The following is a 24,374-nucleotide window of genomic DNA, read 5'->3' as shown; positions in this document are numbered from 1 at the left end:
ACGAGATGAAAACAGAACTGGCAATAAAAGGCACGGGTTTGGCCTTGGTTGCGGCGTTTGGCACAACCGCTTCCGCGCAGCAAAGCGATTGGTCCCATGAAGCGACGATTTACCTTTTCATGCCTGAAACGGAAACTTCTATCGAAACCCCGTCAGGAACATTGGACGGCACGTTGAGTTTTTCTGACGCTCTGAGCAACCTGGATTTCGCCTTTATGGGCGCGTTTGCGGCATCCAATGGGCGTTGGAGCCTGCTGGCTGACTACAATTATACAAATTTATCCTTCAGCAACAGTGGTGCCGGTCCGTCTGGATCCACTCTCGATACATCATTCACCACCCAGTTCCTAAGTGGGTACGTGGCCTATCGGGTCTATGAAGATCCTTCCGTTCAACTGGACATTGCCGGTGGTTTCAGATGGTTCAGCACCGAAACCAATTTCACACTAACGTCCGGTTCGGCACCTGGGCGCACGACCGTTGTGGACGACGATTGGGTAGACCCGGTCATTGGCGCAAGAATACGTTACGTTTTTTCCGACAAATGGACGGGAACCGGGTTCGTTGATTATGGCGGCTTCCGCAGTGACAGCGAAACGTGGCAGGTTCTGTTGACGGCAGATTATGCTATCAATGACAGATGGGTGATCCGTGGCGGATATCGCTATATCGCCTTCGACCATGAGATTGGCGGCAATGATTTCGAGTTCCATCAGTCCGGGCCGGTGATCGGGGCGACCTACCGATTCTGATTGATTGTAAACGACTATTGTCTTCGGCTTTGACTTGGTACGAGACGTCAGTCGGGGAGGCGTGCATGTTTGGTCGGTGCAAACTTTTTCTTACAAGTTGTTTGCTGCGTTCCGTGAGCGGGCGCTCCACCAACCATCCTGCTTTTGCCGGTGTGATGAAGGGCTGCAAATCTGGTGGCGCGGGTAAACGCGGAACGGGTCGCAACCGATCTGCTGTCGGATTGGCCGCCTGATTCCGGTATCCAGGCGGCCCTGCCTGTCAGAACCAGCGACCAATGGCCGTGACGGATGGCGCCAAGGCTGCCGCATCCGAGATCGCCGAGAAGACAATGAATGTCGATTGGGACGACGAAGGTGTATCAAACCCGGTAAAACGGGTTGCAATACCTCCGGTACCGTTCAGGTTCGGGGGCGTCGAAAAGTCAGCCGGAAAATCCCAGGTTATTGGGCCGTTTTTGAAAAGAGCACCCTCAGCAGTCGTGCAGGCCACGGGCGCAAGAGTGGCCGTACAGATCTGAGTGCCGTCGGCAAACCGCACATAATCTCCGTTGGCATTGCTGCCGCGCTCAATGACAGCGCCGGTCGGAACACCTGCGTTTTCCGCCACTGTTCCAAGAAGGTTTCCAGGGCCGTATCCGTAGTCGGCGCGCATCAGTCGGCCCGAAGTCGTGTCGCTGGCGTCCGCCTGAACAGCTGCCCCCGACACGGTTCCGGCTACGGGATCAAAGGTCATCGCTTCAGTCCAATTGCCGCCGTCAGGAGATACTTTGATGGAAAATCCGGTTGTGCCAGACAGTCCCATTTCCGCGTGACCCGTCCAGTTCGATTGGAACAACAGCGACGCGGTATCACCTGTGCTGGCTTTGTTGATCTTCAGCTGATGCCCGCCGCCTTCGTGGCTCAGCAAGGTCGCCGGGCTGCGAACGGATAAACGGTTCGTACTGTCTGAATTGGTCGCGACCCCGACTCCGTCCAGGTTCTGCGTGCTGACTGGAAGGGGGGCCCAGGCTGTTCCTGTCCAGTATTTCAGATCTCCGGCCGCTTCATCCCAGGCGCGCCAGCCAATGTCGGGGGTCACAAAATGCCAGGCGTTGTCCAGCCAGGCGGCAAGTTCACCGGCATGTCCTGTCCAGTCCCCGGTCGGGTTGGCTCCAAGGGCATGAACATCGCCTTGCTCGGGGACAACTGGAGGTGTCCCGGAATCTGTGGACCGTACCGAGAGTTGCACGACCAGATCGAGCTGTCTCAGGGCTTCGTTGTGGGTAACGTGTTTTTGCGCTTGTGCCGGTTGCAGCAAAGGCAGGTTCAATCGGGGGGATGTTTGTGACACGGGGGTTCCTCCTGTGGCGTCGGTCCGAAGCTTCGGTTGCGCGCTACCCTGCCGCAAAGCGCGTCAATCCTGTCTGACCGGGCCGACCGCCCAGGGAAGATTTTGGTAAGATTCTGATGTCTGCGGAGAACCCGCCGATAGGCGTTCCCGTGCAGAGCAATGCCCGGGAATCAATCTCGGGCGTAGATGTCGTCGTATCGGATGATGTCGTCTTCACCCAGATAGGTGCCAGTCTGAACTTCGATCAAAACCATGGGAACTTTCCCGGGGTTTTCCATTCGGTGTGTCGCTCCCAGTGGGATATAGACGGATTGGTTTTCGGTTACCAAACGCTCCTGATCATCGATAGTGACCTTGGCCGTGCCTTCAACCACGATCCAATGCTCGGAACGATGATGGTGAGATTGCAGGCTGAGCGACGCACCGGGATGCACATGGATGCGTTTGACCTGAAACCTGTCTCCGATCACAAGGCTTTCGAACCAGCCCCACGGACGATGATCCACCGGCAGGGATTCTGCCTGCTTCGCCCCCTTGGCCTTCAGCGCTGCAACGGCCTGTTTCACGTCCTGGGCCTTGTCCATGCTCGCGACCAGAACCGCATCGGGCATCGCAATGGCAATTACGTTTTCCAAACCCATTGCCACGACTTCCTGTGCCGGAGACTCGGACCGTATCAGTGCATTGCGGCAGTCGATTGCTGTTACTTCTCCGTTGGTCGCCACACCGTCTTCATCGGGGTTCGACAGCTCTTGGACCGCGGTCCAGCTTCCGACATCGGACCAGCCAGCGGAATAAGGCACCACGCTCAGGTTCAGGGCCTTTTCCATCACTGCATAGTCTATCGAAATGTCTTCCACACCTGCCCATGCCGCCGGGTCCAGTCGAAGAAATCCCAAATCCGTTTTTGCCTCGGCTACGGCCTTTTGAACCGGTGGGATCAGTTCGCTCGCGTGCTGTTCAAAAGCTGCAAGGATATCGCGAACTGCAAACAGGAAGATCCCCGAGTTCCAAAGATAGCTGCCATCCGACAGCATAGCCTCGGCCGTTTTCCGGTCAGGTTTTTCCACAAAACGATCCAATGGGACAGCTTCTTGGGACGTATCCGGCGGATGGCGGAGTTTGAGATAGCCGTATCCGGTTTCCGGGTGCGTTGGAGTGATGCCGAAAGTTACCAGATCGCGCCGTTCACTTATTGCCCGTACGCCTTCGGCGACGGCTTGATGAAAGGCGTCCATGTCCGGAACCACGTGATCAGACGGCGCCACCAGCATGATGCCATCCGGATCCCGCGCCGTCAGATACAAGGCTGCAGCAAGAACAGCGGGGGCGGTGTTTCGACCTTCGGGCTCGATCAGAATTGGGCCGGGGTCAATTCCGACGGCCATCAATTGTTCCGGGACAATAAAGCGAAAAGCCTCGTTGGTCAGAACAAGTGGCTTTGCATACGGGGCCTGAGAAGGGCCGAGCATCCGTTCCGCGCAATTCTGCAACAGGCTTGTTTCACCGACCAGAGGAACGAATTGCTTGGGATAGCTTTTGCGCGACAGGGGCCACAAACGTGTTCCCGAACCACCGCAAAGAATGACGGGGTAGACTGTATTGGTCATGCACGTGCCTTCGAATAGCGGGTGACTGACAGTATTGCCATGTTTTTGGTCAAGTAAAAAAATCTGTGACTACTGAGCAGCTTTCCCCGTGGCGACAATGTCATTCAGATATTGGCTCAGATCATCGCGCAGGTCTTCGCGGGCAAGAGCAAAAGCAACGGTGGCTTGCAAAAAGCCTGATTTTGAACCGCAATCAAAACGCTGACCATCGAATTTATAGCCGTAGGCCGGCACTCCGGCGGCAATGTCCTGGGCGATGGCGTCGGTCAGCTGGATTTCGCCGCCGCTTCCGGTTTTTTTTGCGTTGAGGTTGTTCAAAACGGACGGCCGAAGCACGTACCGGCCGATGACTGCCAAATTGGATGGCGCTTCTGATGGGTCAGGCTTTTCAACCATGCCTCGGGTGGGGACGACGGACCCGATATTGTCGCCAACATCGAGCACGCCGTAAGAGCTGGTCTTTTCCTTCGGAACTTCCATCGCCGCGACCATGTTGCCACCGGTGTCTTCGTAGGCCTCGATCATCTGTTGCAGACAGGGTTTGTCGGCGGCGATGACGTCGTCAGGCAGCATGACGGCAAATGGTTCATCGCCGATCAGCCGCCGGGCGCACCAGACCGCGTGTCCAAGCCCCAGTGCTTTGTGCTGGCGGATATAAGCGATCGCGCCGCTTTCCATATTCGTTTTGTTCAGCACGTCCAGAAGTTTGTTTTTGCCTTTGGCTTTCAGCTCCTGCTCCAGCACCAGGTTGTGGTCGAAATAGTCTTCCAGCGCGGATTTCCCGCGTGACGTTACAAAAATGAATTCCTTGATCCCGGCTGCACGGGCTTCGTCAATTGCGTATTGCACCAATGGACGATCCACCAGCGTCATGATTTCTTTTGGAACGGATTTTGTCGCTGGCAAAAAACGCGTTCCCATGCCCGCTACAGGAAAAACCGCTTTGGTAACTTTGCGTGTCATGGTGCCTCTCAATTATCAAGTTTTGCCAGCAGAGCAGGAAATGTCCGGAATGTCCTCATAGGCCGCAATGCCCTGTCAATCAATGATGCCTGATGGATCAGGCTGCTATCAGTCAAATCGTGCCACCTTGCCAGGGAGGAGTCAAAAGTCCGCTCTGATGCGGTATCCATACTTAATTTGCGCACCATGTGCTTGGATCATTGGCTGACTGCACGGTGAAGAGCGGGATATATCGCATTGGTCCATCACGAAAAATTCATAGGCTTGTTCTTCGCGGCGTATCTTGCAGATCACGAGGTCCCCCGAACCGACCCGACTGTGTTGCCGCACCGCGTATCGTGTTATTTTTGCGTGGTTTTCCCAACCGGAAACCGCGACCCGCCCAAAGCAGCCCACAACCCTCATTTTCGGAAGCACGGGGTCTGAAGGACATACCGCGTCAAAGGGTGCAGACGGACAGAGTTTCTTACTTCCACAAGGGCGGCTGACCGCCTTGTTCAACGCATCCGAGTTTTTGATTTTCCCTTTTAGAGTTTGTTTTCGAATGGGCAACAATTGTTACGAGGTTCCGTTGATAGGTTCTGGAAGCGCCTGATTGTTGCACATTGGATCGATGAGCCGGCCGGGTGTCAGAGTCGGCTGAACAACTTGGTTTGCCTCACGGGGCCAGGCTTGTTTTCATCAGCGCATCCGGAAAGCAGGTCTGTTCGATGCCCAGGGTCTCTTGCCACCGACCTATCGAACGACGCGTTTTGAACCCCGGCAGTCCATCGACCCCTCCGACATCATGCCCTTTCTGTTCCAACGCCTGCTGCATCTTGGCGATATCAGATCTGTACAGCCCGCCGACCTTTCCCCAAGCGCCATTGAAATCTCCGATACCGTATTGAATACGGTCGCCAACGTGGCCGACAAACAAGGCATACAGGTCGCTTTTGTTGTATTCCTTCAGAACGTAGAAGTTTGGCGTGACCAGAAATGCCGGACCATGTCGTCCTGCGGGCATCATCAAGTACCCGTCACCACGCAGCTCATGGGCTGGAAAGGGTTTGCCCGAGACGCGACGTATCCCCATCTCAACCCAGTCCTGAATAGGTCGCCCCTGATCGGGGCCTTCCAAAGCGCAAGAGACATTTTGGGGTACGACAACCTCGAACCCCCAGTCCCGTGCGGTGACCCAGCCGTGTTTCATGAGGTAGTTTCCGATTGACGCAATCGTATCTTCGGGTGACCCCCAAATATCAGCCGCTCCGTCGCCGTTGCCGTCGGCAGCATAGGACAAATAGTTGGACGGCATGAACTGAGGCTGACCCAAAGCGCCAGCCCAACTGCTTTTCATTTGCCGGGCGGGCTGGTGCCCTGCTTCTGCGATTTGCAGCGCGGCAACAAGCTCGGCTGTGAAATAGTCTGCCCGGGTGCTCATGAAAGCCTTGGTCGACAGTACCCGGAAAGCATCATGTCGGATCGGAACCTGTCCGTATCCGCTCTCTCTTCCCCAGATCGCCAGAATAATGCGGGCAGGAACGCCGGTTTCAGCTTCGACCGCCGCCAGAGTTGCGGCATGGCGCCGTGCCATTTTCCGTCCTGCCGATGTTGCGCCTTGTACCGACCCCGGATTGAAATAGCGACCGGGTGAGCCAAACTCGGCCTGCTTCTGGACCTTGGGCGTATTGCGCGCGCTTCCCGGAGGCACCAGATCAGGCAATTTCCAGTCAAGGGTCACGCCGGAAAGGGCTGCTTGCATCGTCTCGCGTGTCACACCTTTGGCCTTTGCCCGAGGCCAAATGGTTTCTTGCAACCACGACTGAAACTGGCGTTCGATCGCCGCACGATCCTGTGCCAACAAGGGCTGAAAGAGCAGGATGAACCCGAAAGAGAATACCAGAATACGCATCGTCATTTTGTCTGTCCCGGTTGGGATTGCAAGTCAACGGGAAGATGCCGCAATGGCTTGGGCCCATTTACCCGAAGTTGAATCGGGATAGACTTGGGCAATTGGTGGTTTGAAAAACTCTTGAGAAAATTCACGCACTTGTCGATAGTCGAATGATATTTTGTTTGAGGAAGGGGCAGTCAGTCATGGCACATGTAAAAACGCCCAATCCAATCCCTTTGCTTGCGATGGCGGTGATCCTGTTTGTGTCGATGCCGCACATGGTTTCCGCCAGCGACAGTTTCATGGATCCGCAAGGACCCATTGCCGCCATCCAGAAAACGCATCTGCTGCGGGCGACCGCTTTGATCATGGTGGCTGTTATCCCTGTGCTGATACTGGTACCGTTGATCGCGTTTCGTTATCGCCGCAGAAGGAACAGTCACGCAGCTTACCGACCGGATTGGGATTTTTCCGCGAAACTGGAATTCCTCATGTGGGGTGTGCCCGTTGTGATTGTGGCGCTCCTGTCGTTCTACCTTTGGAAGGCCACCCATCGGCTTGATCCATACGCGTCGGCGTTTGGTGAAGATCCGGCCTTGCGCGTGCAGGTTGTCGGGCTGGATTGGAAGTGGCTGTTCATCTATCCCGATCTTGGTATTGCCAGTGTGGGCGAGTTCGGCATTCCCACCAAAAAGCAAGTGGCTATGACGCTGACCACCGATACCGTCATGCAATCCTTCATGATCCCTGCGCTGGCGGGCCAGATTTACGCGATGCCGGGAATGACCACCCAACTGCATCTGGTCGCGGACGTCCCCGAGGTCATGCAAGGCGAGAACACGCAGTACAACGGGCGGGGTTTTACCAAACAGAAATTTCGTACCGTTGCCATGAACAGTGATGAATTTGAAAGCTGGGCCCAGAAAGTGCGCGAAAATGGTATCCGACTGGACCCGGAAACGTATCAGATGCTCGCGATGCGGACAGACAGGGATGAGGTGCAGGCGGCGCTGGGCACCGACAAAATGCCAAAGGACGCGCTGTACTTCACGATGGAACAAGATTTGTTTCAAACGATCCTGCACCGCTATCACAGCGGCAAAGCGCTGCCGGTTGATCAACAGCCGGGAACGGCATCCTTCGGGCAGGTGGTGCAGCAATGACGCCGTCCTATTCAGGATTCCTCGGCCGCCTCGACTGGGATGCGCTTCCGATCACAGGGTTGATCCAGAACCCGAACGCGAATGAGATCGTTGCCAACGCCGCGGCCGCAATCGTCTTGGTTGGCGTTGTCGTCGTGGTCAGCCTGCTCAGCTGGTTTCGGTTGTGGACGCCCCTCTGGCGCGATTGGCTGACCAGTGTTGATCACAAGAAGATAGGGATCATGTATGTCGTCTTTGCCATCGTCATGCTGGCGCGCGGCGTGTTGGAAGGCGTTGTCATGCGCGCGCAGCAAGCCGCGGGCCCGGGCGACGGGTTCCTGGAAGCCGAACATTTCGCCGAGCTGTTCAGCACCCATGGCACGATCATGATTTTCTTTGTCGCGGTGCCTTTTGTCTTTGGTATCGCGAACTATGTCGTCCCGCTGATGATCGGGGCGCGGGATGTGGCGTTCCCTCGCTTGAACCAGATCAGTCTGGGCCTGACGGTGTCTTCCGGTATGATGCTTATGGTTTCGCTGGTCGTGGGGCGGTTCTCGACCGGTGGCTGGACGGCCTACCCGCCGTATACCGGGGCCGCCTTCAGTCCGGGCGTTGGGCCGGACTACTGGATCTGGGCGATCGTTGTATCGGGTATCGGCACGACGCTTACCGGTATCAATTTTGCCGTGACGATCTACAAGATGCGCGCGCCGGGCATGACCTTCATGCGGCTGCCGATGTATTGCTGGACCATCATTTGCAGTTCGATCCTGATCGTCTTTGCCATGCCGCCGCTGGGCGTCGCGGCGCTTTTGCTGGCCGCGGACCGCTATTTGGACTTCCACTTTTTCACCAATGACCTCGGCGGCAACATGATGAACTATGCCAATCTGTTCTGGCTGTTCGGCCACCCCGAGGTTTACCTGCTGGTTCTGCCTGCCTACGGCATCTACTCCGAAGTTTTTGCGACTTTTTCGGCCAAGAGGCTCTATGGCTACAACTCGCTCGTCATCGCCACGATGTCGATCGCGGTTCTGTCGTTTACCGTCTGGCTGCACCACTTCTTCACCATGGGGCAGAGCGCCCTGATCAACGCCGTTTTTGGTATCGCAACCATGCTGATCGCCATTCCCACCGGTGTAAAAGTCTATGACTGGATGGCGACTTTGTGGCGGGGGCGCATCCGGTTCTCGGTGCCGATGCTGTATGGTTTGGCATTTTTGATGTTGTTCGTGATTGGTGGCCTGAGCGGGGTGATCCTGGCCAATCCGACCGTGGATTATCAGGTACACAATACGCTGTTCCTGGTGGCCCACTTCCACAACGTACTGTTGCCGGGTGTGCTGTTTGGACTTTTGGCCGCCTATAACTACTGGTTCCCCAAGGCTTTCGGCTTTCGCCTGAACGAGTTCTGGGGCCGCGTCACGGTTGCCCTCTGGACCATAGGATTTTTGTTGACCTTCATGCCGCTTTACTTCGTCGGGCTGATGGGGATGCCGCGCCGTTCTTTCAGCTATGATGACCCATCTTTCCATCCCTTCATGATGGTGGCGATCGTCGGGGCGCTGGTGATTACCTGCGCGTTGTTCTCGGTTCTGATCCAACTTTGGGTCAGCATCCGTGACCGCGAAAAGACCCGCGTTCCCGTTGGAGATCCATGGGATGGACGGACGTTAGAATGGTCTGTTCCGTCGCCGCCGCCGCCGTACAACTTTGCGATCATCCCAACCGTTACGGACCGGGATGATTTTGCGGCAGCAAAGGAAAAGGGGGCAGCCTACCCAACGCCCGACGCCTATGAAGATATCGATTTGCCGCGCAATACAGGCATTGGGTTCGTTCTGTGTGTCATGAGTGGTATCTGGATGTTCGCGCTGGTCTGGTGGATCTGGTGGTTGGCTGCATTGATGACGGTTCTGATGATCCTGGCGGTGATCGTCTGGACGTTCGACGACAGTACCGAGCTGACCATACCGGCGGAAGAAGTGCGCAAGGATCACGAAGCCTGGCTTGCATTGGTTCACGGTGAAAAGGCGGTGGATCGCGATTTCGAGACGTCTTCGGAAAATCGCGGCCTCGCCCGCCCCGATCTGGAGGCGGTGACATGAAGCGCGCGCCCACCCACAGCTATCCGGGTATCAACCTGGGGGAACGTCACGCGAGTGCTGACAAGGCGACCGAGGTCGTCACCTTCGGGTTCTGGGTCTTTTTGATGAGCGACCTGGTCTATTTCGGCCTGATGTTTGCGATTTACATCACGATGATCGATGCACAGGCAGGTGGTCCCGGCCCGCACGAGCTGTTTGATCTCAAAAGCGTCTTTGCGCAGACGCTCATCCTGTTGACAAGCAGTCTGACGGTTGGCCTTGCCATGCTGGCGCTGAAATACAATCTGCCGCGCGCTCGCATTGTCTTGTGGTTTGGCGTCACGCTTTTTCTGGGCATCAGCTTCCTAGTGCTAGAGGTGCGTGATTTCATGGCCATGGCGGAACAAGGTGGCATTCCGCAGCGCAGCGGTTTCTTGTCGGCTTTCTTCGGACTTGTTCCGCTGCATGGCTTGCACGTCGCCGCTGGGTGCTTGTGGCTGATCGTTCTGGGTATCCAGTTGCGCGTGAAAGGGATGACGGACGTCATTATCTCGCGCGTGGTTCGGTTGGCCCTGTTCTGGCATTTTCTGGACCTGATCTGGATCGGGATCATCACCATCGTTTATTTCGGAGGCCTGACCTATGGATAAGCGCTCTGAAATGCACCGTCGCGAGCGTCGGCGCTATGTGATCGGATACGGTGGTTCGCTGCTGTTGACTTTTGCGACCTTCGGCGTGGCCCATCTGTTTGGGATCGAAACCCCCGGTGTTTACCTGACAATTGGATTGCTGGGTCTGGCCCAACTTGTTCTGCAACTTGTTTATTTCCTGCACATCGATCGCCGGCGCAGCAGCCGCGAAGACCTGCATCTGGTTCTGTTTTCCACGATGGTTCTGTTGATCATGATTTTTGGAACGGTCTGGGTGCTGGGCAATCTGGCAATTCGAATGCACATGCATGTGATGTGATGCGCATGGGGCGCGTGCAGAAAGGGATATGAGAATGAAGCCACTCAAAATCGCAGCCGTGGCTTTGATACTTGCAGCAATTGCAGTCGGTCTTGTTCTGTTCTGGAGGCACGAAGAGCGCTACCCGTCCACTCAGGATGCATATCTGGGCGCGAACATCATCTATGTCGCTGCACAGGTGACAGGGCAGGTGGCCGATGTACATGTGATCGAAGACCAGCCCGTGAAAAACGGCGATCTGCTTTTCACGATCGACGACACTCAATTCAAGGCTTCTGTGGATGCAGCCAAAGCCAATCTGGATAGTGCGATACAACAGGCCAAATCCTATTCCACACAGATTGCGGCGGCAGAGGCTTCGGTGGACAGCGCCCAATCGGCCTACGATACTGCATTGAAGAGTTTTGAACGTGCAAAAGCCCTGTTCGCATCAGGCGATATCGCGCAGGCATCGCTGGATCAGACGGCATCGGATTTCGCCCAAGCCTCTGCAAGGTTGACGACCAGCCAATCCGGCCTTTTGGCACTGAAAAGCGGGTTGCAGGCAAAACAGGATGATATCCTGTCTGCGCGGGCACAACTTGAAATTGCGCAAACCAACCTTGCCTGGACCAAGATCCATGCTGCGGCCGACGGATGGATCGCCAATCTGACTCTTCGACCAGGATCCTCGGTGTCCGCCAATGCCCCGCAATTCTCGATTGTCGAATCGTCCGATTGGTGGGTGGACGCGAACTTCAAAGAGACCGCATTGGCGCGCATTCGTCCGGGGCAGCCGGTCACAATACGTGTCGATATGCTCCCCGGAACGACGCTTACAGGTAAGGTGGCGTCAATCGGGCGAGGGTCTGGGGACACGTTTTCCTTGTTGCCCTCGGAAAACGCGAGCGGGAATTGGGTCAAGGTCACCCGGCGATTTCCGGTTCGGATCGCGCTTGACCCGACCGATGCGCCCTTGCGTGTCGGAGGCAGCAGCAAAGTTGTCGTAGATACAACAGGTCCGGTGGACGACAAATGACCCCTGTGGCGTCCGGCCATGTGAACATGGTGATCGTGATCGCCGTTGTTCTCAGCGCCATTCTGGAAGTCCTGGACAGTACGATTGTCAATGTGGCGTTGCCGCATATCCAGGCCGCATTCGGGGCGACGACCGATCAGGCGACATGGATTCTGACCAGCTATATCGTTTCCGCGGTGGTCATCATGCCGTTGACAGGGTTCGTCGCCCGACGCGTGGGCCGACGACGGTTGATCCTGACGGCGGTGACTGGTTTTGCCGTCATGTCGGTGATGTGCGGCATGTCCTGGAGCCTTGAGGTCATCGTTGCCTTTCGGCTGGCTCAGGGCATGTTCGGCGCTTTCCTGATCCCTTTGTCCCAGTCCATTCTATTTGATGCCTTCCCGCGGGAAAAGCGCGGACAGGCAATGGCCATCTTCGGTCTGGGCGTCGTGGTGGCGCCGGTACTGGGGCCAACGGTCGGTGCAATCCTGACCGAATATTTTTCCTGGCGGATGGTCTTCTTTGTCAATGTTCCTGTGGCGGCCCTTGCGCTGCTTCTGCTGGCCGGAGAATTGCCGGAAGACAAAACCGAGGAGGTTCAGATCGATTGGAAAGGCCTTGCTCTGCTGGCTATTGGAATCGGGTGCCTTCAATTCGTTCTGGATCAAGGCGAGACACTGGACTGGATGTCGTCCCGCGTCATCCAGGTGGCTGTGATCGCAGCAGTTATCGGGGCGTTTGGTTTCATTTTTCACGCGTTGACCTCTCGCAATTCGGTTGTGGACCTGCGTCTGTTCGCAGACCGAAACTTTGCCTTGTGCAATCTGATCATCGCGGGTTTTGCCGTGTCTCTGTTCGGGGGCATCGCGATTTTGCCGACGCTTGTTCAAAGTCTGCTGGATTTCCCAGTCATCGCGTCCGGCCATCTGTTCATTCCGCGTGGCCTGACCGCAGGGCTGTCCATGGTTCTGACCGGCGCAGTTCTGGTAAACCGCTTCGATCCGCGCCTGCTGGCGGGCATCGGCCTGTTGCTGACAGCAATAGGGAATTTCATGATGGGGGCCATCAATCTCAATGCCGGTTTTTGGGAGCTCGCATGGCCGGGGGCCATCAGCGGCCTCGGGATGGGTCTTGTGTTCGTGCCCATGTCGATACTGGCTTTCGAGAGCATCAGTAAAGGCCGGCAGGACGAAGCTTCTGGTCTGTTCAACGTGACAAGGCAACTGGGGTCGTCGGTTGGCATCTCGCTGGTCGGCACCTGGGTTGTACGCGGGTTGCAGACCAATACGGCGGTGCTCAGCCAGAATGTGACGCCCTACAACCCCGCGGCCCAGGCGTATCTGAGCCCGCTTGGCCTTGCGCCGGACAGCGCTGAAGGTGCTGCCATTCTGGGCCAGGAAATCATGAAGCAGGCCGAGATGATTTCCTATTTGACCGTATTCAACAATCTGGGTCTGCTTGCCTTGGCGACAATTCCATTGCTTTTCTTTTGTCGCGCTCCGAAGCCCGGGTCACATGTTGCCGCTCATGTCCATTAGCGCGTCAAGGTCAGCCCAAGCCACAGGGCGAACCAGCACAGCACCAGGCTGATCAGGATATTGCCAGCTGCCAGAACCAGAGTGCGCTCGCGCCGAAGTTCAAGAGATTGATAGGCAAAGCTGGAAAACGTGGTGAACCCGCCGCAGAATCCAAAGACCAGCCGTCTTTGATCCTCGGGGATGTCGACAGGGCCGCCCAGATAGCCGATCCAGATCCCCAGCAGCAGGCTGCCCAATACATTGACGATCAACGTCGAAAAGGGCAAATCGTGCCGCACTTTCAAAGTCAGCCAATGACGCAGGACCGCCCCCAGGCCTCCGCCCAGTCCGAACATCGCATGAAGATAGAGGTCATTCATGACGGTGACCTCTCGGAATGAAAATGGTTGCCCAGCTTCTCTCCGACCAGGGCAGCGCCAATGCCTAACGCGACTTCCAACCCGACAGCAAGCGGCACGGCCCAAAGATCACTTTCGGCAATACGTTCCAGATCAGCTACAAAAGATGAAAAGGTGGACAACCCACCACAAAATCCGACCGCGCCCAGATGCAGAACATGCGCGTGCACCTTGTGACGTATTGAATACAGCCACCCCAAGACGAAACAGGCCGCCACGTTAATGCCGAAGGTCGACGTGAGGAAACTGAGGCCGGGGATTTCCAGCGCGAAAACTTCGCGCAACGCCGATCCCAGCGCCCCTCCGGCAAAGACAGCGAGAAACATAAGGCTCTTGCGGTCGCGTCGGGGTTGGGAATGCGTCTTTGTCAAGTGTATGCCTGTCGCCTTCTGGTATGCGTGGCATATCCACTGGCGACACCCTGTTCAACTGTTGAGCCACCGTAACGCACTTTCACGTTTTCGTCTTTGGGCGGATAAATTCCCGCGAAAGCTTGCAATTAAAAATCAATCTGTTTCACGTTGAGTGCTGTTGGAACGCGCAACCACCGGTCGGAAACATGAGGAGACAGGAACATGATTGTACGCAGGATCTACTATTTTCTGAGCTATGTCTGCCTGCCGTTCGTGTTGCTGTTGGGGTTCTTCTGGCCACCCGTACTTTGGCTTTTGGTCATCTTGGTGCCCTACGCGGTCATCGGCCTTTATGATGTTTTGACTACCAAGCACAATGTGCTGAACAACTATCCGGTTTTGGGGCATTTCCGGTACATGCTTGAATTCGTCAGCCCGGAAATTCGACAGTATTTCGTTGAAACCAACGAAAGCGGCCGACCTTATAACCGGATCGTACGCGGCCTGGTTTATTCCCGCGCCAAGGGCCAGATGGATACGCAGGCCTTCGGAACACAATACGACATAAACGAGGTCGGATATCACCGCGCAAATCATTCGCTTGCGCCCAAGCACGTGGACAAAAGCGAAGATCGCGTCATGTTGGGCGGGCCACAATGCACAAAGCCTTACAGCGCCTCGCGTCTCAATGTTTCGGCCATGAGCTTCGGCGCCCTGAGCGCCAACGCCATCCGCGCGCTGAACGGCGGGGCAAAGGATGGAGGTTTCGCCCACAATACCGGTGAAGGCGGGTTGTCTCCTCACCATCTGGCCGAAGGCGGCGATATCATCTGGCAGATTGGGACGGGCTATTTTGGATGTCGAACGCCGGAAGGCGGGTTTGACAAGGACAAGTTCGCCGAAAAGGCCACAAAGGATGTGGTCAAGGCAATCGAGATCAAGTTGTCCCAAGGTGCCAAGCCTGCGCATGGGGGCGTTCTGCCCGCTGCCAAGGTCGATGCCGAAATTGCCGAAATCCGCGGGGTGCCCGAGCATCAGGATGTGATTTCCCCCCCAACTCACAGCGCTTTTGACGGGCCCTCGGGGTTGATGCACTTCGTTCAAGATCTTCGCGAAATGTCCGGCGGCAAACCTGTCGGCTTCAAAGTGTGTATTGGCAAACCTTCCGAGTTCATGTCGATCTGCAAGGCCATGCTCGAGACAGGGATTTTGCCGGACTTCATCACCATTGACGGATCAGAAGGGGGTACAGGCGCGGCCCCGGTCGAGTTCACCAACCGTCTGGGTATGCCCCTGAACGAGGCGCTGATTTTCGCAAACAATTGCCTGCGTGGCGTTGGGCTGCGCGACAAGATCCGGATCATTTGCGCGGGCAAAGTGGCGACCGGATACGACATGGTCGAGAAATTCGCGCTTGGTGCGGATATGTGCAACGCGGCACGGGCGATGATGTTTGCGGTGGGCTGCATTCAGGCCTTGCATTGCAACACCAACCGTTGCCCGTCCGGGGTCGCCACTCAGGATCCCGTGCGCGGGCGCGCTGTGAACATCCCGCAAAAGCGGCGGCGCGTTCACCGGTATCACGACGCAACACTCGAAAGTTTCCGCGAACTCTTGGGTGCGATGGGAAAGGAAAAAGTGTCCGAGCTGCATCCACGCGACATTTTGCGGCGCACGGCGGACGAGCATGAGCGAACCTATGGTGACCTCTACACCTATCTGGAGGATGGTGCGCTGCTGGCAGGTGTTGTGCCCGAGGAATTCGCGGCGGATTGGGAACGCGCTTCGGCATCTCGTTTCTGAGACCCGATCCGTTAACAACCGTTTACCCAGAACAGGTGTGGGCGAACTGCGCCCGCGCTTACTGTTTTGACATGTGGCTTAACTCAACTGGGGTTCGATCTGGGATTGTTGGCCACATGCGTGCTGATCCTGCGAATGCTCCATTCAACAGAATCTCGCATCGCGCGCCCCAAGGCCAAATCAAACGCTTTGATCAGATCTGATGTCTGGTCGCTTGCGGCAACGACATTTTCCTGAAACGAATTCGAAGCGATGATCTTGTCGTCGTATTCATCGATGACCTTGATGTTCATGCGCACTTCGATACGGATTTTATCTCCGTTCTCGGGGTCCGCAACAACAATCCCCTGAAACTCGCGCAGGTCCGGTGCGATCACGTAATCAGCACGCAGACCGACCGTTGACCGGCCAACGGCAGCGACTTTGCCAGAATTCTCAAAGCTTTCGATCAACAGCGTCTGAACGATCAGGGGTGCGCGATCCACCCAACGTGCCCGCGGCAAATACTGAACCTGTAACGGGGTGGGCTGAATGGCGATCTGATCCGTATTCACAGCGGCGGTTGCTGTTGGTTCTTCAACTACGATCTGTTTCTGTATTCGCGGCAACGCCGACGAAAATGTGCTTTTGGGTGTCAACAGATACAGATCGTTGGGTTTCGCGGCTTGTTTCAAAGTGCCCAAACCGGCACATCCACCGACCAATGCAAACGTCAGAATTGCAATTGCAGGCTTGATCATTGACGGAACTCCGATGCTTGGGTGCCCAGCAGAAACCGCGCAGGATCACGTTCGACCTTGTCCACCAGACGGTCGAGGCTGATTACCAGGCGTTGGGATTCTTCGACGAAGCGAATAAATTGCGGCAGACCCACCCGCAAGAAGTCTGACACCTGCCGGCGGTTGGTCTGAACGATGCCGTCAATTGTCCCCAGCAGCTCTGACGCAGAGTTCGAAGCGCTCAGGACATCGTCTGAAATCTGATCGATCTTACCGGTGATGTTCGAGACTGTTTCGGTGACCTGGTTGGCCGCCTTCCGGATATCTTCCGCTACGGGCGCCACGTCTTCTTCCATGACGCGGTTGGCCGATTCAAAGGCCGTTTCCGCCGAAGACAGCGCACCTTTGGCCGTGTCCATTGCAGATGTGATCGAACCAAGTGTCGTGTTGGCGTTCAACACGGTCTCGTTCACGATCCCCAGCGTGACGCTGCCTTCGTCCGACAAGAGGGTCAACCGTTCGGCCAGTTGCGACCCGCGTTCGATGAAAGGTCGAACGTCCTGCTGCAAGATGCGGTCTGCCGTTTCGATCGTCGTTTTCGCTTCGTCCAGCGCAGCCCTGGCTGACTCGGACGCGGACTTGACCGAATTGAGCGTGTCCGTGCCGGTCTTGAGGGTCGTATCCGCCGTTTCGATCAAAGGGTCCAGACGTTTTGAAAATTCACCAATATCCTTGGCTGCACTGCCTATGTCGCTGGCCACGGATTCAAAGCTTGTCAATGTTTTGTCCAGCCGGCCAGTCGCAGAGGCAAGGTTGTCCAGAATGCTGCTCACGGCTTGCCGGTTCTTGTCGTCGACGACCTTGTTCAGGCTTTCCAGAAGTGTAACGGCCTCGTCCAGCACTTTTGGTGCGCCTTCAAATAATGACTGGATGGTGCTGCGCTTGCTTTTGATCACGCTGTCCTGCGGCAATCTTTCGGCAGTAGGCGACCCGCCAGTAAGTTCAACGTAACCGACGCCGGTAACACCCAGCGATTGAAGCTGGGCGATCGTTTCTTCGGTGATCGGAATATCTGCATCCACTTCTATTCGCACGCGAACCTTGGACGGATCGTCCTCGTCCAGGTTCAGAGAGATCACCTGCCCAACAGGAAGGCCGTTGAAATTCACCCCGCCCGCCGCCGAAAGCCCCGAGACGTTATCGAACAATACATCGTAGTAAGCGTATTGCCGGGTCACTTCGAATTTCGCCAACCACAGGAAAAAGCCGAATACGCCCAACAGTCCCGCAAGGGTGAACGCGCCGATCAGGATGTAATTTGCTCTGGTTTCCATCGCCTTTACCTGTCCTGACCCTTCTGTTGCGCCGCGCGGGCGCGGGGGCCTGTGAAATATTCCTGCACCCAAGGATGATCCACTTTGGTCATATCCTCAATCGGACCTTCAACCAGCACGCGTTTTTCTGCAAGCACTGCAATTCGGTCACAGATGGCGTAAAGGCTGTCCAGATCATGGGTGACCATGAAAACAGTCAACCCAAGTGCCTGCTGCAATTCGCCGATCAACTCATCATACGCAGCCGCGCCAATCGGGTCTAATCCGGCAGTCGGTTCATCCAGAAAAACGATTTCGGGATCAAGCGCCAGTGCCCGTGCAAGCGCCGCGCGCTTTCGCATGCCGCCTGACAGCTCCGATGGAAATTTGCCGCAACTCAGCTGGGGCAGACCCACAAGGCTGATCTTCAACGCACCCAGAGATTCCATCAGTTTTTCACTGATGCCCGTATGTTCTCGCAGTGGGGCCATCACGTTTTGCAATACGGTCAGCGATGAAAACAGCGCACCGTCTTGAAAGGCCACGCCCCAGTGGCGTTCGATCCTGCGGCGTTCCTCTTCGGGACCGTTCAGGACATCCACTCCCAACACTTCTATACTGCCAGCAGCAGGTTTGTTCAGACCCACAATTGTACGTAGCAAGACGGATTTTCCGGTTCCGGACCCGCCAACAATGCCCAGAACCTCGCCGCGCCAGACATCAAGGTTCAGATCGTCATGAACCACCTGCGTTCCGAATTGGTTTCTGAGACCGCGAACGCGGATCACGGCGTCACGCTGCGCTGCGTTCTGTTCCGTTTCGTGTTGCGTGCTATCGTTCATGTCAGATTCCGATTTCGGAAAAGAAAATCGAAAACAATGCGTCGATTGCAATCACCATGAAAATGGATTGCACAACCGAGGCGGTTGTACGCTGCCCCACACTCTGGGCCGACCCTTTGACCTGCAAGGCCTGCCAGCATGCTGTGACCCCGATGACCAGCGCAAAGAATGGTGCCTTGATCAACCCAACCGCAAGTTGCCAGACATCGGTGTTTTCTTTCAAACGGGTGACAAACATGCCAGGGCTTACGCCCAGATCGATCCAGCTCATCAGCGCGCCGCCGAAGAGGCCGGCAACATCTGCGACAAAGCCAAGAATGGGCAGCATGATCAGCAACGCCAAAACACGTGGAATGACAAGAACCTCGATCGGGTCAAGGCCCAGCGTCCGCATGGCGTCGATCTCTTCCTGTACTTTCATCGAACCGATCGAGGCCGTGAATGCCGAACCCGAGCGGCCGGCAACAATAATCGCGGTCAGCAAAATTCCCAGCTCTCGCAGAATCGAGATTGAAATCAGTTCGACCACGAAGATCTCGGCCCCGAACTGTTTCAGTTGTGTCGCACCCTGAAAGGCCAGCACGACACCGATCAGAAAACCCATCAGGGCCACGATGGGAAGGGCTTTGACCCCGGTTTCCTCCATATGAGTGACAAGGGCCGCTTTGCGCAGACGCCACGGCATGACCAGGGTCCGAAACAAGCGGTGCAGGGTGAGGCCCAGAAATTCGAGAATCGACAGGGTATCCTTCCAGGCTCCGAATGTGCCCTGACCCACATGTGCGACCCAGTCCAGAAATCCACGAGGGTCCTCAAGCTTGCCGGGTTTGTCCGGGAAGCTGCGTGTCACCGTGTCTATCAGTGTCGCATGTGCGGGTTTCACACCTTGAAACTCCAGCGTGGCACCGTTTGACGTGAACCTCCGGCCCAGGTCCGCAACCAGCCAGGCTCCGCCCGTATCCAATGCTTCTATACCGGACAGGTCAATAACGACTTTGCCCCCGCAAGGTTGGACCGCAGCAAAATCACGCTCCACGGTTTGCAGGGATTGTGTGAGCAACTCACCAGAAATGCGCACTTGATTGCCGCTGGCGTCGCGCTCTGATGTGATCGTTGGCTGCGTCATGGTGCCATGTGAAGTAAAACATTCAATGCCTGCAATGACTTTGTGCCCTTTGACGTGGTTTTTGCCGCACAGGATGGCCTTGGCGTCACGCCGGACCATGAGTTGAAGCAAGCGTAACTGTAAACAGGGGTGTTACTTTTCTCGACTCAAGTCAGGCCGGAAAAGAAAACGCAGGGCTGTTGGACTAATCGGTTGCGCGAAAAACGGAAGCGGGACACATTCCGCTGCGGAACCCTGGGTGCGGAATTCGGAGAAGTCGGTATGCATCACGCCAAGAACGTTCTGTTCATCATCATCGATCAATTGAGGGCAGATTGCCTGAATGGCGCTCTGGCCGAGCACGTGCAGCTACCGAACCTTCGGGCTTTCATGGACGAGGCGGTAAGTTTTACGCGCCACTTCTCTGTCACCAATCCCTGTGGGCCATCCCGTGCATCGATTTTGACCGGCCAATACGCGATGAACCACCGTTCCGTGCGAAATGGTACTCCGCTGCGTCATGACACGCCGAACATCGCCACGGAAATGCGAAAGGCGGGTTATATGCCGATGCTGTTCGGGTACACCGATACCTCTGCCGATCCCCGAGTCCATGATCCCAACGATCCCGTGCTCAAATCTTACGAGCAATCGATGAACGGGTTCCTTGAAGTTGTCGAAATGCGCCTGGAAGAGTCATACCCCTGGCGATCATATTTAATGAAAAATGGCTATACGTTCGATACATATTGGGATGTTTACAAGCCTGTCTCACCGGATGGTCAAACGCCCAAGCTGAACGACCCGGCCATGTATCGGGCAGAACACAGCGACACAGCCTTCCTGACCGATGCGTTTCTGGACGGGATTGAACCTCATCAAGGCGAGGGATGGTTTGCTCATCTGACTTACATCCGTCCTCATCCGCCTTTGGTTGCGCCTGCCCCGTATAACGACATGTACGATCCGGCGGAAATCCCTCTGCCGAAACGCCTGCCAAGCGAAGCCGCTGAAAAGGCACTGCATCCGTTTTTCGGACCAAAGCTGGACGCTTATACGGCAGAAAAGTTCGTTCATGGCTTTGCTGACGTTGAGCCAACGGATGAAAACATCCGCACTTTGCGCGCCGTTTATCTGGGATTGGCGACCGAGGTCGATCACCATATCGGGCGCGTCGTTCAGTATCTCAAGGACAGTGGGCAATACGACGATACCATGCTGGTCATAACGGCTGATCATGGCGAAATGCTGGGCGACAGGTACAGCTGGGGCAAAATGACTGTGTACGACGCGGCCTATCACACACCGTTGATGATACGTCTGCCGGGGAACGAGGCCATGGCCGGCGCGAAAGTGACCGTTCCTACCGAGTCGATTGATGTCACGCCGACTATCCTTGATTGGATTGGGCAGACTGTTCCAAACGCCATGGATGGCAGGTCTTTGTTGCCCTTGTTGCAAGGCGACGTTCCCGGTGATTGGCGCAGCTATTCCTTCAGCGAGCTGGATTTTTCGGAACCCGAAGAACCGACCCTCTGGCAGCGGCGGTTGGGAACGGGCAACAGTGATTCCTGTCTGGGAATATTGCGGGACGAACGATTCACGTTGATCGAATTTGCAGCCGACCTGCCGCCGATCCTGTTTGATCACCAGGGACAAGGAGAATTCGAAAACCTTGCGGATAACCCCGCGTTTGCGGCTGATCTTGCCCGGTTGGGCAGACAGATGCTGCGCCATCGGATGCGAAACATGGATCATACCTTGTCGTTGCACTCCATCACTTCCGAAGGCGCGAAGTCCCGTTCCAGATATTAGGATTACTGCACGCTTTCGCGCTCTTTTCAGTTAGATCATGGAAGTTGCATGAGACGTTTTGTCGTTCATCAATTCCACTACCGGCGCATCAATTCTGATGGTACCCATGGGGCGTGGAGAAGACGAACCTGGACATCACCGAACAGCGCATAAAGGCGATGACGACTGCCGGACTGAATCTCATCGGTCAGGCGCTTTCGATCTATGACAGCAACCTGAAACTGGTGCTGAGCAATCGTCGGTTCAAGGAAATGTTCGACCTGCCGGACGAGCTGGTCGAACGCGGAGCCTTGTTTCGGGATACCATCCATTTTCTCGCCAGCCGTGGCGAATACGGTGACGAAGAAAGTGTGGAAAAAATGGTGAACCTGCGCGTCGAGCAGGCTTTGGCTTTCGAGCCTCATTACATGGAACGCGTAAGGCCCAACGGGCAGGTTATCTCGATAGAAGGCGCGCCGTTGCCACAGGGCGGATGGGTTGCGGTTTACACTGACATTACCGGCACCCGGCGTGCAGAAAACCTGCTGCGGGCGCGATCGGAAGAATTGTCGGAACAATTACTCGGCCACGCCGAAGAACTGTCTGCAACCAACCGAAAGCTTGCGGCCACGATCAAGGCATTGGAAGAGGCCAAACGCGAGCTGACCGAAATCGAAGCCCGCACACGCATGATGACCGAAATGATGCCGGCTCATATCGCGCATTTGGATAGCACTGGTCGATATGACTACTCCAACCGCCGTTTGAGCGCGGTCCTTCCCGGACGTCCGTCGGAGGTTCTTGGGCTTCACATATCCGAAGCTCTTGGTGCCGCCGCGTATCGGCGGGTCAAAGCGCATCTGGCAAAAGCATATGACGGAGAAACCTCCGTATTCGAGTTCACCGAGGATCAGGATTCCCGCCGTATCCGCGTTTCATTCACGCCCGATGACGCCGGTGGCGTCTATGTAATGTCGGTTGATATCACCGAAGAAACGCAGGCGCGCGTCGTTTTGCAGCAAACGCGTCGGCGGGCTATGGCCGCCCAGATGACCAGTGGATTGGCCCATGACTTCTCCAACTTGCTGACGATCATCCTTGGGATGCAGTCCAAACTGAACAAAATGGACCTGTCGGATGAAGCACATGAGCTGGTTACCGCGACACAGCAAACGGCGCGTCGGGGTGGGCAATTGCTGAACCGGATTGCGGATATGACCGGGAACCGAACGCCACATCCTCAGGCCACGGACATGAAGGCGCTGTTGGAAGACCTGAGAATATTGGCCTCGCCTTCCTTGCCGCGCGGCGTCGGTTTGTCGGTGGTCAACACTTTGCCCGACCGGGCTTTGATGCTGGACCCGGGAATGGTGCAGGATGCGTTGCTGAACCTAGTGCTGAATGCGCGGGATGCCTGCGGCAGTTCGGGTCAGATTACAATCAGCGCGCATACCATCGGAGAAATCTGGGTTGAAATCACCGTATCGGACACTGGCCCGGGCTTTACTCCAGAGGCGCTGGAAAAGGCGCTGAACCCGTTCTTTACCACCAAGGGAAGCGACGGGTCGGGGCTTGGTCTGCCCATGGTGTATGACACTGTCAAGCTGGCCGGGGGCGATCTGAATCTCAAGAACACGGTATCAGGCGCGTCCGTCGTTTTGCGGTTGCCCTATCGGCCAGCTCCGCCCGTGCAAGACGGTCTGGTACTTCTGGTCGAAGACAGCGAAGATTTGCGGGGGCAGTTTCGGGATATGCTGGTAGAGCTGGGCTTCGCCGTCATCGAGGCCAATTCGGTAGATGAGGCGCTGGCGTTGATTAACAGCGTTGAAGACATTTCTCTTGTCCTGTCCGATATCCGTCTCGAAGGAAGTGGTACCGGTCTGGACATTTTGCGGCAGGTGAAGCCGGGATTGCCATGTATCCTTATGACGTCGCTGCCCAGTTCGGACCCGTTGTACCAGCGCGCCCTTGCGTTGGCCCCGGTGTTGCGTAAACCGTTTTCGCAGGCTCAATTGTCAGCCCTGATCCAAACCGAGGCCGCCTGATGACGCAACCGCTGGTTACCATCCTCGACGACGAACCCGAAATCCGGCGCATCCTGACGGACGCTCTGGAGGATGCCGGTTTCCGTACGCAGAGTTTTTCCCGCGCACGAGAGTTCGAGGCTGCGCTCAACCGTGTGACGCCCGATGTCTGTCTGGTCGACCTGTCATTGCCGGATACGGATGGGCTGGCGTTGGTTCATCGTCTGGCGTTGGAACAAGGCGCGGCAGTGATCATCATTTCGGGGCGCGCGCAGGTGCAGGACCGTGTTACGGGTCTGGAACTTGGGGCAGACGATTATATTACAAAACCGTTTGACCCTGCGGAAGTCGTGGCGCGGATCAGGGCAAGATTAAGAACACCTCGCACTCAGACCTCTCATTCGGATACGGCGGAATTCAACGGCTGGACCGCACATTTTGACCGATACGTCCTTGAAAGTGAATCAGGTGACGAAACGCCTTTCAGCCATGCAGAGGGGGAAGTCCTGCGGCTGTTTCTGGAAAGCCCCAAGCGGCTGATCAGCAGAGGGCAAATGCAGGAGTCCCTGGGTGGCGCAGCCGGAGACAGTTTTGACAGGGCGATGGACGTTCGGATTTCCAGGTTGCGCACCAAGCTGGGAGAAGATCCCAAGAACCCGCGGTTGATCAAGACGATCTATGGGGCGGGGTATATATTCTTGGGTGATGTCGGTTGGAAGTAGTCGCAGATCCAACCGGCCGAGACTTGGTCAGATG

General features: G+C 56.1%; 21 protein-coding genes. 11 read left to right on the top strand and 10 right to left on the bottom strand.

From position 1 onward, the window contains the following. Positions 1–5: 5 nt before the first annotated feature. Positions 6–752 carry an outer membrane protein gene (locus tag GS611_RS13320; protein WP_253285045.1) on the top strand — a complete coding sequence of 249 codons (747 nt, stop codon included), beginning with the start codon at positions 6–8 and terminating at the stop codon, positions 750–752. Between the two features lie 259 nt (positions 753–1,011). On the opposite strand, the gene GS611_RS13315 is transcribed toward GS611_RS13320, so the two are convergent. The 4 genes from GS611_RS13315 to GS611_RS13300 form a co-directional block, all read right to left on the bottom strand. Beyond that, positions 1,012–2,082, bottom strand: a complete 1,071-nt coding sequence (locus GS611_RS13315) for a DUF2793 domain-containing protein (protein ID WP_171636386.1) — start codon at positions 2,080–2,082, stop codon at positions 1,012–1,014. Positions 2,083–2,252: 170 nt separating this feature from the next. Continuing rightward, positions 2,253–3,692, bottom strand: coding sequence for a mannose-1-phosphate guanylyltransferase/mannose-6-phosphate isomerase (locus tag GS611_RS13310; protein ID WP_171636384.1), 1,440 nt, complete (start codon positions 3,690–3,692; stop codon positions 2,253–2,255). 69 nt (positions 3,693–3,761) lie between these two features. Next, positions 3,762–4,655 (bottom strand): UTP--glucose-1-phosphate uridylyltransferase GalU, encoded by an 894-nt coding sequence (galU, locus tag GS611_RS13305; protein ID WP_171229432.1) that lies wholly within the window; start codon positions 4,653–4,655, stop codon positions 3,762–3,764. Positions 4,656–5,313: 658 nt separating this feature from the next. Further along, positions 5,314–6,555 (bottom strand): lytic murein transglycosylase, encoded by a 1,242-nt coding sequence (locus tag GS611_RS13300; protein WP_216598282.1) that lies wholly within the window; start codon positions 6,553–6,555, stop codon positions 5,314–5,316. A 179-nt stretch (positions 6,556–6,734) separates the two neighbouring features. Between GS611_RS13300 and GS611_RS13295 the strand changes: the two genes are divergently transcribed. Genes GS611_RS13295 through GS611_RS13270 form a run of 6 tightly spaced genes read left to right on the top strand, consistent with a single transcriptional unit; the run spans position 6,735 to position 13,267 of the window. Further along, positions 6,735–7,694, top strand: coding sequence for a cytochrome ubiquinol oxidase subunit II (locus GS611_RS13295; protein ID WP_253283324.1), 960 nt, complete (start codon positions 6,735–6,737; stop codon positions 7,692–7,694). Continuing rightward, the gene (locus tag GS611_RS13290) at positions 7,691–9,781 is read left to right on the top strand and encodes a cbb3-type cytochrome c oxidase subunit I (protein ID WP_171636382.1); all 2,091 of its coding nucleotides are present in this window, start codon (positions 7,691–7,693) and stop codon (positions 9,779–9,781) included. Before GS611_RS13295 ends, GS611_RS13290 begins: the two co-directional genes overlap by 4 nt. Continuing rightward, positions 9,778–10,410, top strand: a complete 633-nt coding sequence (locus GS611_RS13285; protein ID WP_171636380.1) for a cytochrome c oxidase subunit 3 — start codon at positions 9,778–9,780, stop codon at positions 10,408–10,410. Before GS611_RS13290 ends, GS611_RS13285 begins: the two co-directional genes overlap by 4 nt. After that, the gene (locus GS611_RS13280; RefSeq protein ID WP_224856200.1) at positions 10,403–10,729 is read left to right on the top strand and encodes a cytochrome o ubiquinol/quinol oxidase subunit IV; all 327 of its coding nucleotides are present in this window, start codon (positions 10,403–10,405) and stop codon (positions 10,727–10,729) included. Before GS611_RS13285 ends, GS611_RS13280 begins: the two co-directional genes overlap by 8 nt. Before the next feature lie 34 nt (positions 10,730–10,763). Continuing rightward, positions 10,764–11,747 carry an HlyD family secretion protein gene (locus tag GS611_RS13275; protein WP_171636376.1) on the top strand — a complete coding sequence of 328 codons (984 nt, stop codon included), beginning with the start codon at positions 10,764–10,766 and terminating at the stop codon, positions 11,745–11,747. Continuing rightward, positions 11,744–13,267 carry a DHA2 family efflux MFS transporter permease subunit gene (locus GS611_RS13270; protein WP_171636374.1) on the top strand — a complete coding sequence of 508 codons (1,524 nt, stop codon included), beginning with the start codon at positions 11,744–11,746 and terminating at the stop codon, positions 13,265–13,267. Before GS611_RS13275 ends, GS611_RS13270 begins: the two co-directional genes overlap by 4 nt. Here the strand turns inward: GS611_RS13270 and crcB are convergent. Together crcB and GS611_RS13260 are read right to left on the bottom strand one after the other, a co-directional pair. Beyond that, the gene (gene crcB / locus GS611_RS13265; protein WP_171636372.1) at positions 13,264–13,626 is read right to left on the bottom strand and encodes a fluoride efflux transporter CrcB; all 363 of its coding nucleotides are present in this window, start codon (positions 13,624–13,626) and stop codon (positions 13,264–13,266) included. The genes GS611_RS13270 and crcB overlap by 4 nt on opposite strands. After that, positions 13,623–13,991 carry a CrcB family protein gene (locus tag GS611_RS13260; RefSeq protein WP_171636370.1) on the bottom strand — a complete coding sequence of 123 codons (369 nt, stop codon included), beginning with the start codon at positions 13,989–13,991 and terminating at the stop codon, positions 13,623–13,625. Before GS611_RS13260 ends, crcB begins: the two co-directional genes overlap by 4 nt. A gap of 249 nt (positions 13,992–14,240) precedes the next feature. Here GS611_RS13260 and GS611_RS13255 point away from each other — a divergent pair, with 249 nt between their 5' ends. Beyond that, positions 14,241–15,821 carry an FMN-binding glutamate synthase family protein gene (locus GS611_RS13255; RefSeq protein WP_171636368.1) on the top strand — a complete coding sequence of 527 codons (1,581 nt, stop codon included), beginning with the start codon at positions 14,241–14,243 and terminating at the stop codon, positions 15,819–15,821. Positions 15,822–15,904: 83 nt separating this feature from the next. Here GS611_RS13255 and GS611_RS13250 read toward each other — a convergent pair whose 3' ends face one another. From GS611_RS13250 to GS611_RS13235, 4 genes are read right to left on the bottom strand one after another with little or no spacing between them, the layout of a single operon-like run. After that, positions 15,905–16,561, bottom strand: a complete 657-nt coding sequence (locus GS611_RS13250; RefSeq protein ID WP_171636366.1) for an ABC-type transport auxiliary lipoprotein family protein — start codon at positions 16,559–16,561, stop codon at positions 15,905–15,907. Further along, complete coding sequence (locus GS611_RS13245; protein WP_171636364.1) at positions 16,558–17,874, bottom strand: MlaD family protein; 1,317 nt, start codon at positions 17,872–17,874, stop codon at positions 16,558–16,560. The genes GS611_RS13250 and GS611_RS13245 overlap by 4 nt, the downstream gene beginning before the upstream one ends. Positions 17,875–17,879: 5 nt before the next feature. Then, entirely contained in the window at positions 17,880–18,695 is an 816-nt protein-coding gene (locus GS611_RS13240; RefSeq protein ID WP_171636362.1) for an ABC transporter ATP-binding protein, read from the bottom strand. Between the two features lies 1 nt (position 18,696). Beyond that, a complete protein-coding gene (locus GS611_RS13235; protein WP_171636623.1) occupies positions 18,697–19,821 on the bottom strand; it encodes an MlaE family lipid ABC transporter permease subunit in 1,125 nt (374 codons plus the stop codon). 261 nt (positions 19,822–20,082) lie between these two features. Here GS611_RS13235 and GS611_RS13230 point away from each other — a divergent pair, with 261 nt between their 5' ends. The 3 genes from GS611_RS13230 (at position 20,083) to GS611_RS13220 (ending at position 24,340) form a co-directional block, all read left to right on the top strand. Then, complete coding sequence (locus GS611_RS13230; RefSeq protein WP_171636359.1) at positions 20,083–21,615, top strand: alkaline phosphatase family protein; 1,533 nt, start codon at positions 20,083–20,085, stop codon at positions 21,613–21,615. Positions 21,616–21,773: 158 nt separating this feature from the next. Continuing rightward, complete coding sequence (locus GS611_RS13225) at positions 21,774–23,639, top strand: PAS-domain containing protein (protein WP_371732268.1); 1,866 nt, start codon at positions 21,774–21,776, stop codon at positions 23,637–23,639. Continuing rightward, positions 23,639–24,340: a response regulator transcription factor gene (locus GS611_RS13220; RefSeq protein WP_152460491.1), complete on the top strand. Its 702-nt coding sequence runs from the start codon at positions 23,639–23,641 to the stop codon at positions 24,338–24,340. The genes GS611_RS13225 and GS611_RS13220 overlap by 1 nt, the downstream gene beginning before the upstream one ends. Positions 24,341–24,374 lie beyond the last annotated feature (34 nt).

It is taken from the genome of Ruegeria sp. HKCCD6119 (assembly GCF_013110585.1).
Taxonomy (GTDB): domain Bacteria; phylum Pseudomonadota; class Alphaproteobacteria; order Rhodobacterales; family Rhodobacteraceae; genus Ruegeria.
Note: the sequence above shows the minus strand (reverse complement) of the source record. Positions and strands in the feature narration are given on the sequence as shown.

Coding starts and splice junctions, on each gene's coding strand:
- GS611_RS13240 (WP_171636362.1), bottom strand. CDS start 18,695: ATGAACGATAGCACGCAACACGAAACGGAACAGAACGCAGCGCAGCGT.
- GS611_RS13270 (WP_171636374.1), top strand. CDS start 11,744: ATGACCCCTGTGGCGTCCGGCCATGTGAACATGGTGATCGTGATCGCC.
- GS611_RS13310 (WP_171636384.1), bottom strand. CDS start 3,692: ATGACCAATACAGTCTACCCCGTCATTCTTTGCGGTGGTTCGGGAACA.
- GS611_RS13220 (WP_152460491.1), top strand. CDS start 23,639: ATGACGCAACCGCTGGTTACCATCCTCGACGACGAACCCGAAATCCGG.
- GS611_RS13320 (WP_253285045.1), top strand. CDS start 6: ATGAAAACAGAACTGGCAATAAAAGGCACGGGTTTGGCCTTGGTTGCG.
- GS611_RS13290 (WP_171636382.1), top strand. CDS start 7,691: ATGACGCCGTCCTATTCAGGATTCCTCGGCCGCCTCGACTGGGATGCG.
- GS611_RS13285 (WP_171636380.1), top strand. CDS start 9,778: ATGAAGCGCGCGCCCACCCACAGCTATCCGGGTATCAACCTGGGGGAA.
- GS611_RS13230 (WP_171636359.1), top strand. CDS start 20,083: ATGCATCACGCCAAGAACGTTCTGTTCATCATCATCGATCAATTGAGG.
- GS611_RS13255 (WP_171636368.1), top strand. CDS start 14,241: ATGATTGTACGCAGGATCTACTATTTTCTGAGCTATGTCTGCCTGCCG.
- galU (WP_171229432.1), bottom strand. CDS start 4,655: ATGACACGCAAAGTTACCAAAGCGGTTTTTCCTGTAGCGGGCATGGGA.
- GS611_RS13295 (WP_253283324.1), top strand. CDS start 6,735: ATGGCACATGTAAAAACGCCCAATCCAATCCCTTTGCTTGCGATGGCG.
- GS611_RS13225 (WP_371732268.1), top strand. CDS start 21,774: ATGACGACTGCCGGACTGAATCTCATCGGTCAGGCGCTTTCGATCTAT.
- GS611_RS13250 (WP_171636366.1), bottom strand. CDS start 16,561: ATGATCAAGCCTGCAATTGCAATTCTGACGTTTGCATTGGTCGGTGGA.
- GS611_RS13300 (WP_216598282.1), bottom strand. CDS start 6,555: ATGACGATGCGTATTCTGGTATTCTCTTTCGGGTTCATCCTGCTCTTT.
- GS611_RS13245 (WP_171636364.1), bottom strand. CDS start 17,874: ATGGAAACCAGAGCAAATTACATCCTGATCGGCGCGTTCACCCTTGCG.
- GS611_RS13280 (WP_224856200.1), top strand. CDS start 10,403: ATGGATAAGCGCTCTGAAATGCACCGTCGCGAGCGTCGGCGCTATGTG.
- GS611_RS13260 (WP_171636370.1), bottom strand. CDS start 13,991: ATGTTTCTCGCTGTCTTTGCCGGAGGGGCGCTGGGATCGGCGTTGCGC.
- GS611_RS13275 (WP_171636376.1), top strand. CDS start 10,764: ATGAAGCCACTCAAAATCGCAGCCGTGGCTTTGATACTTGCAGCAATT.
- GS611_RS13235 (WP_171636623.1), bottom strand. CDS start 19,821: ATGACGCAGCCAACGATCACATCAGAGCGCGACGCCAGCGGCAATCAA.
- crcB (WP_171636372.1), bottom strand. CDS start 13,626: ATGAATGACCTCTATCTTCATGCGATGTTCGGACTGGGCGGAGGCCTG.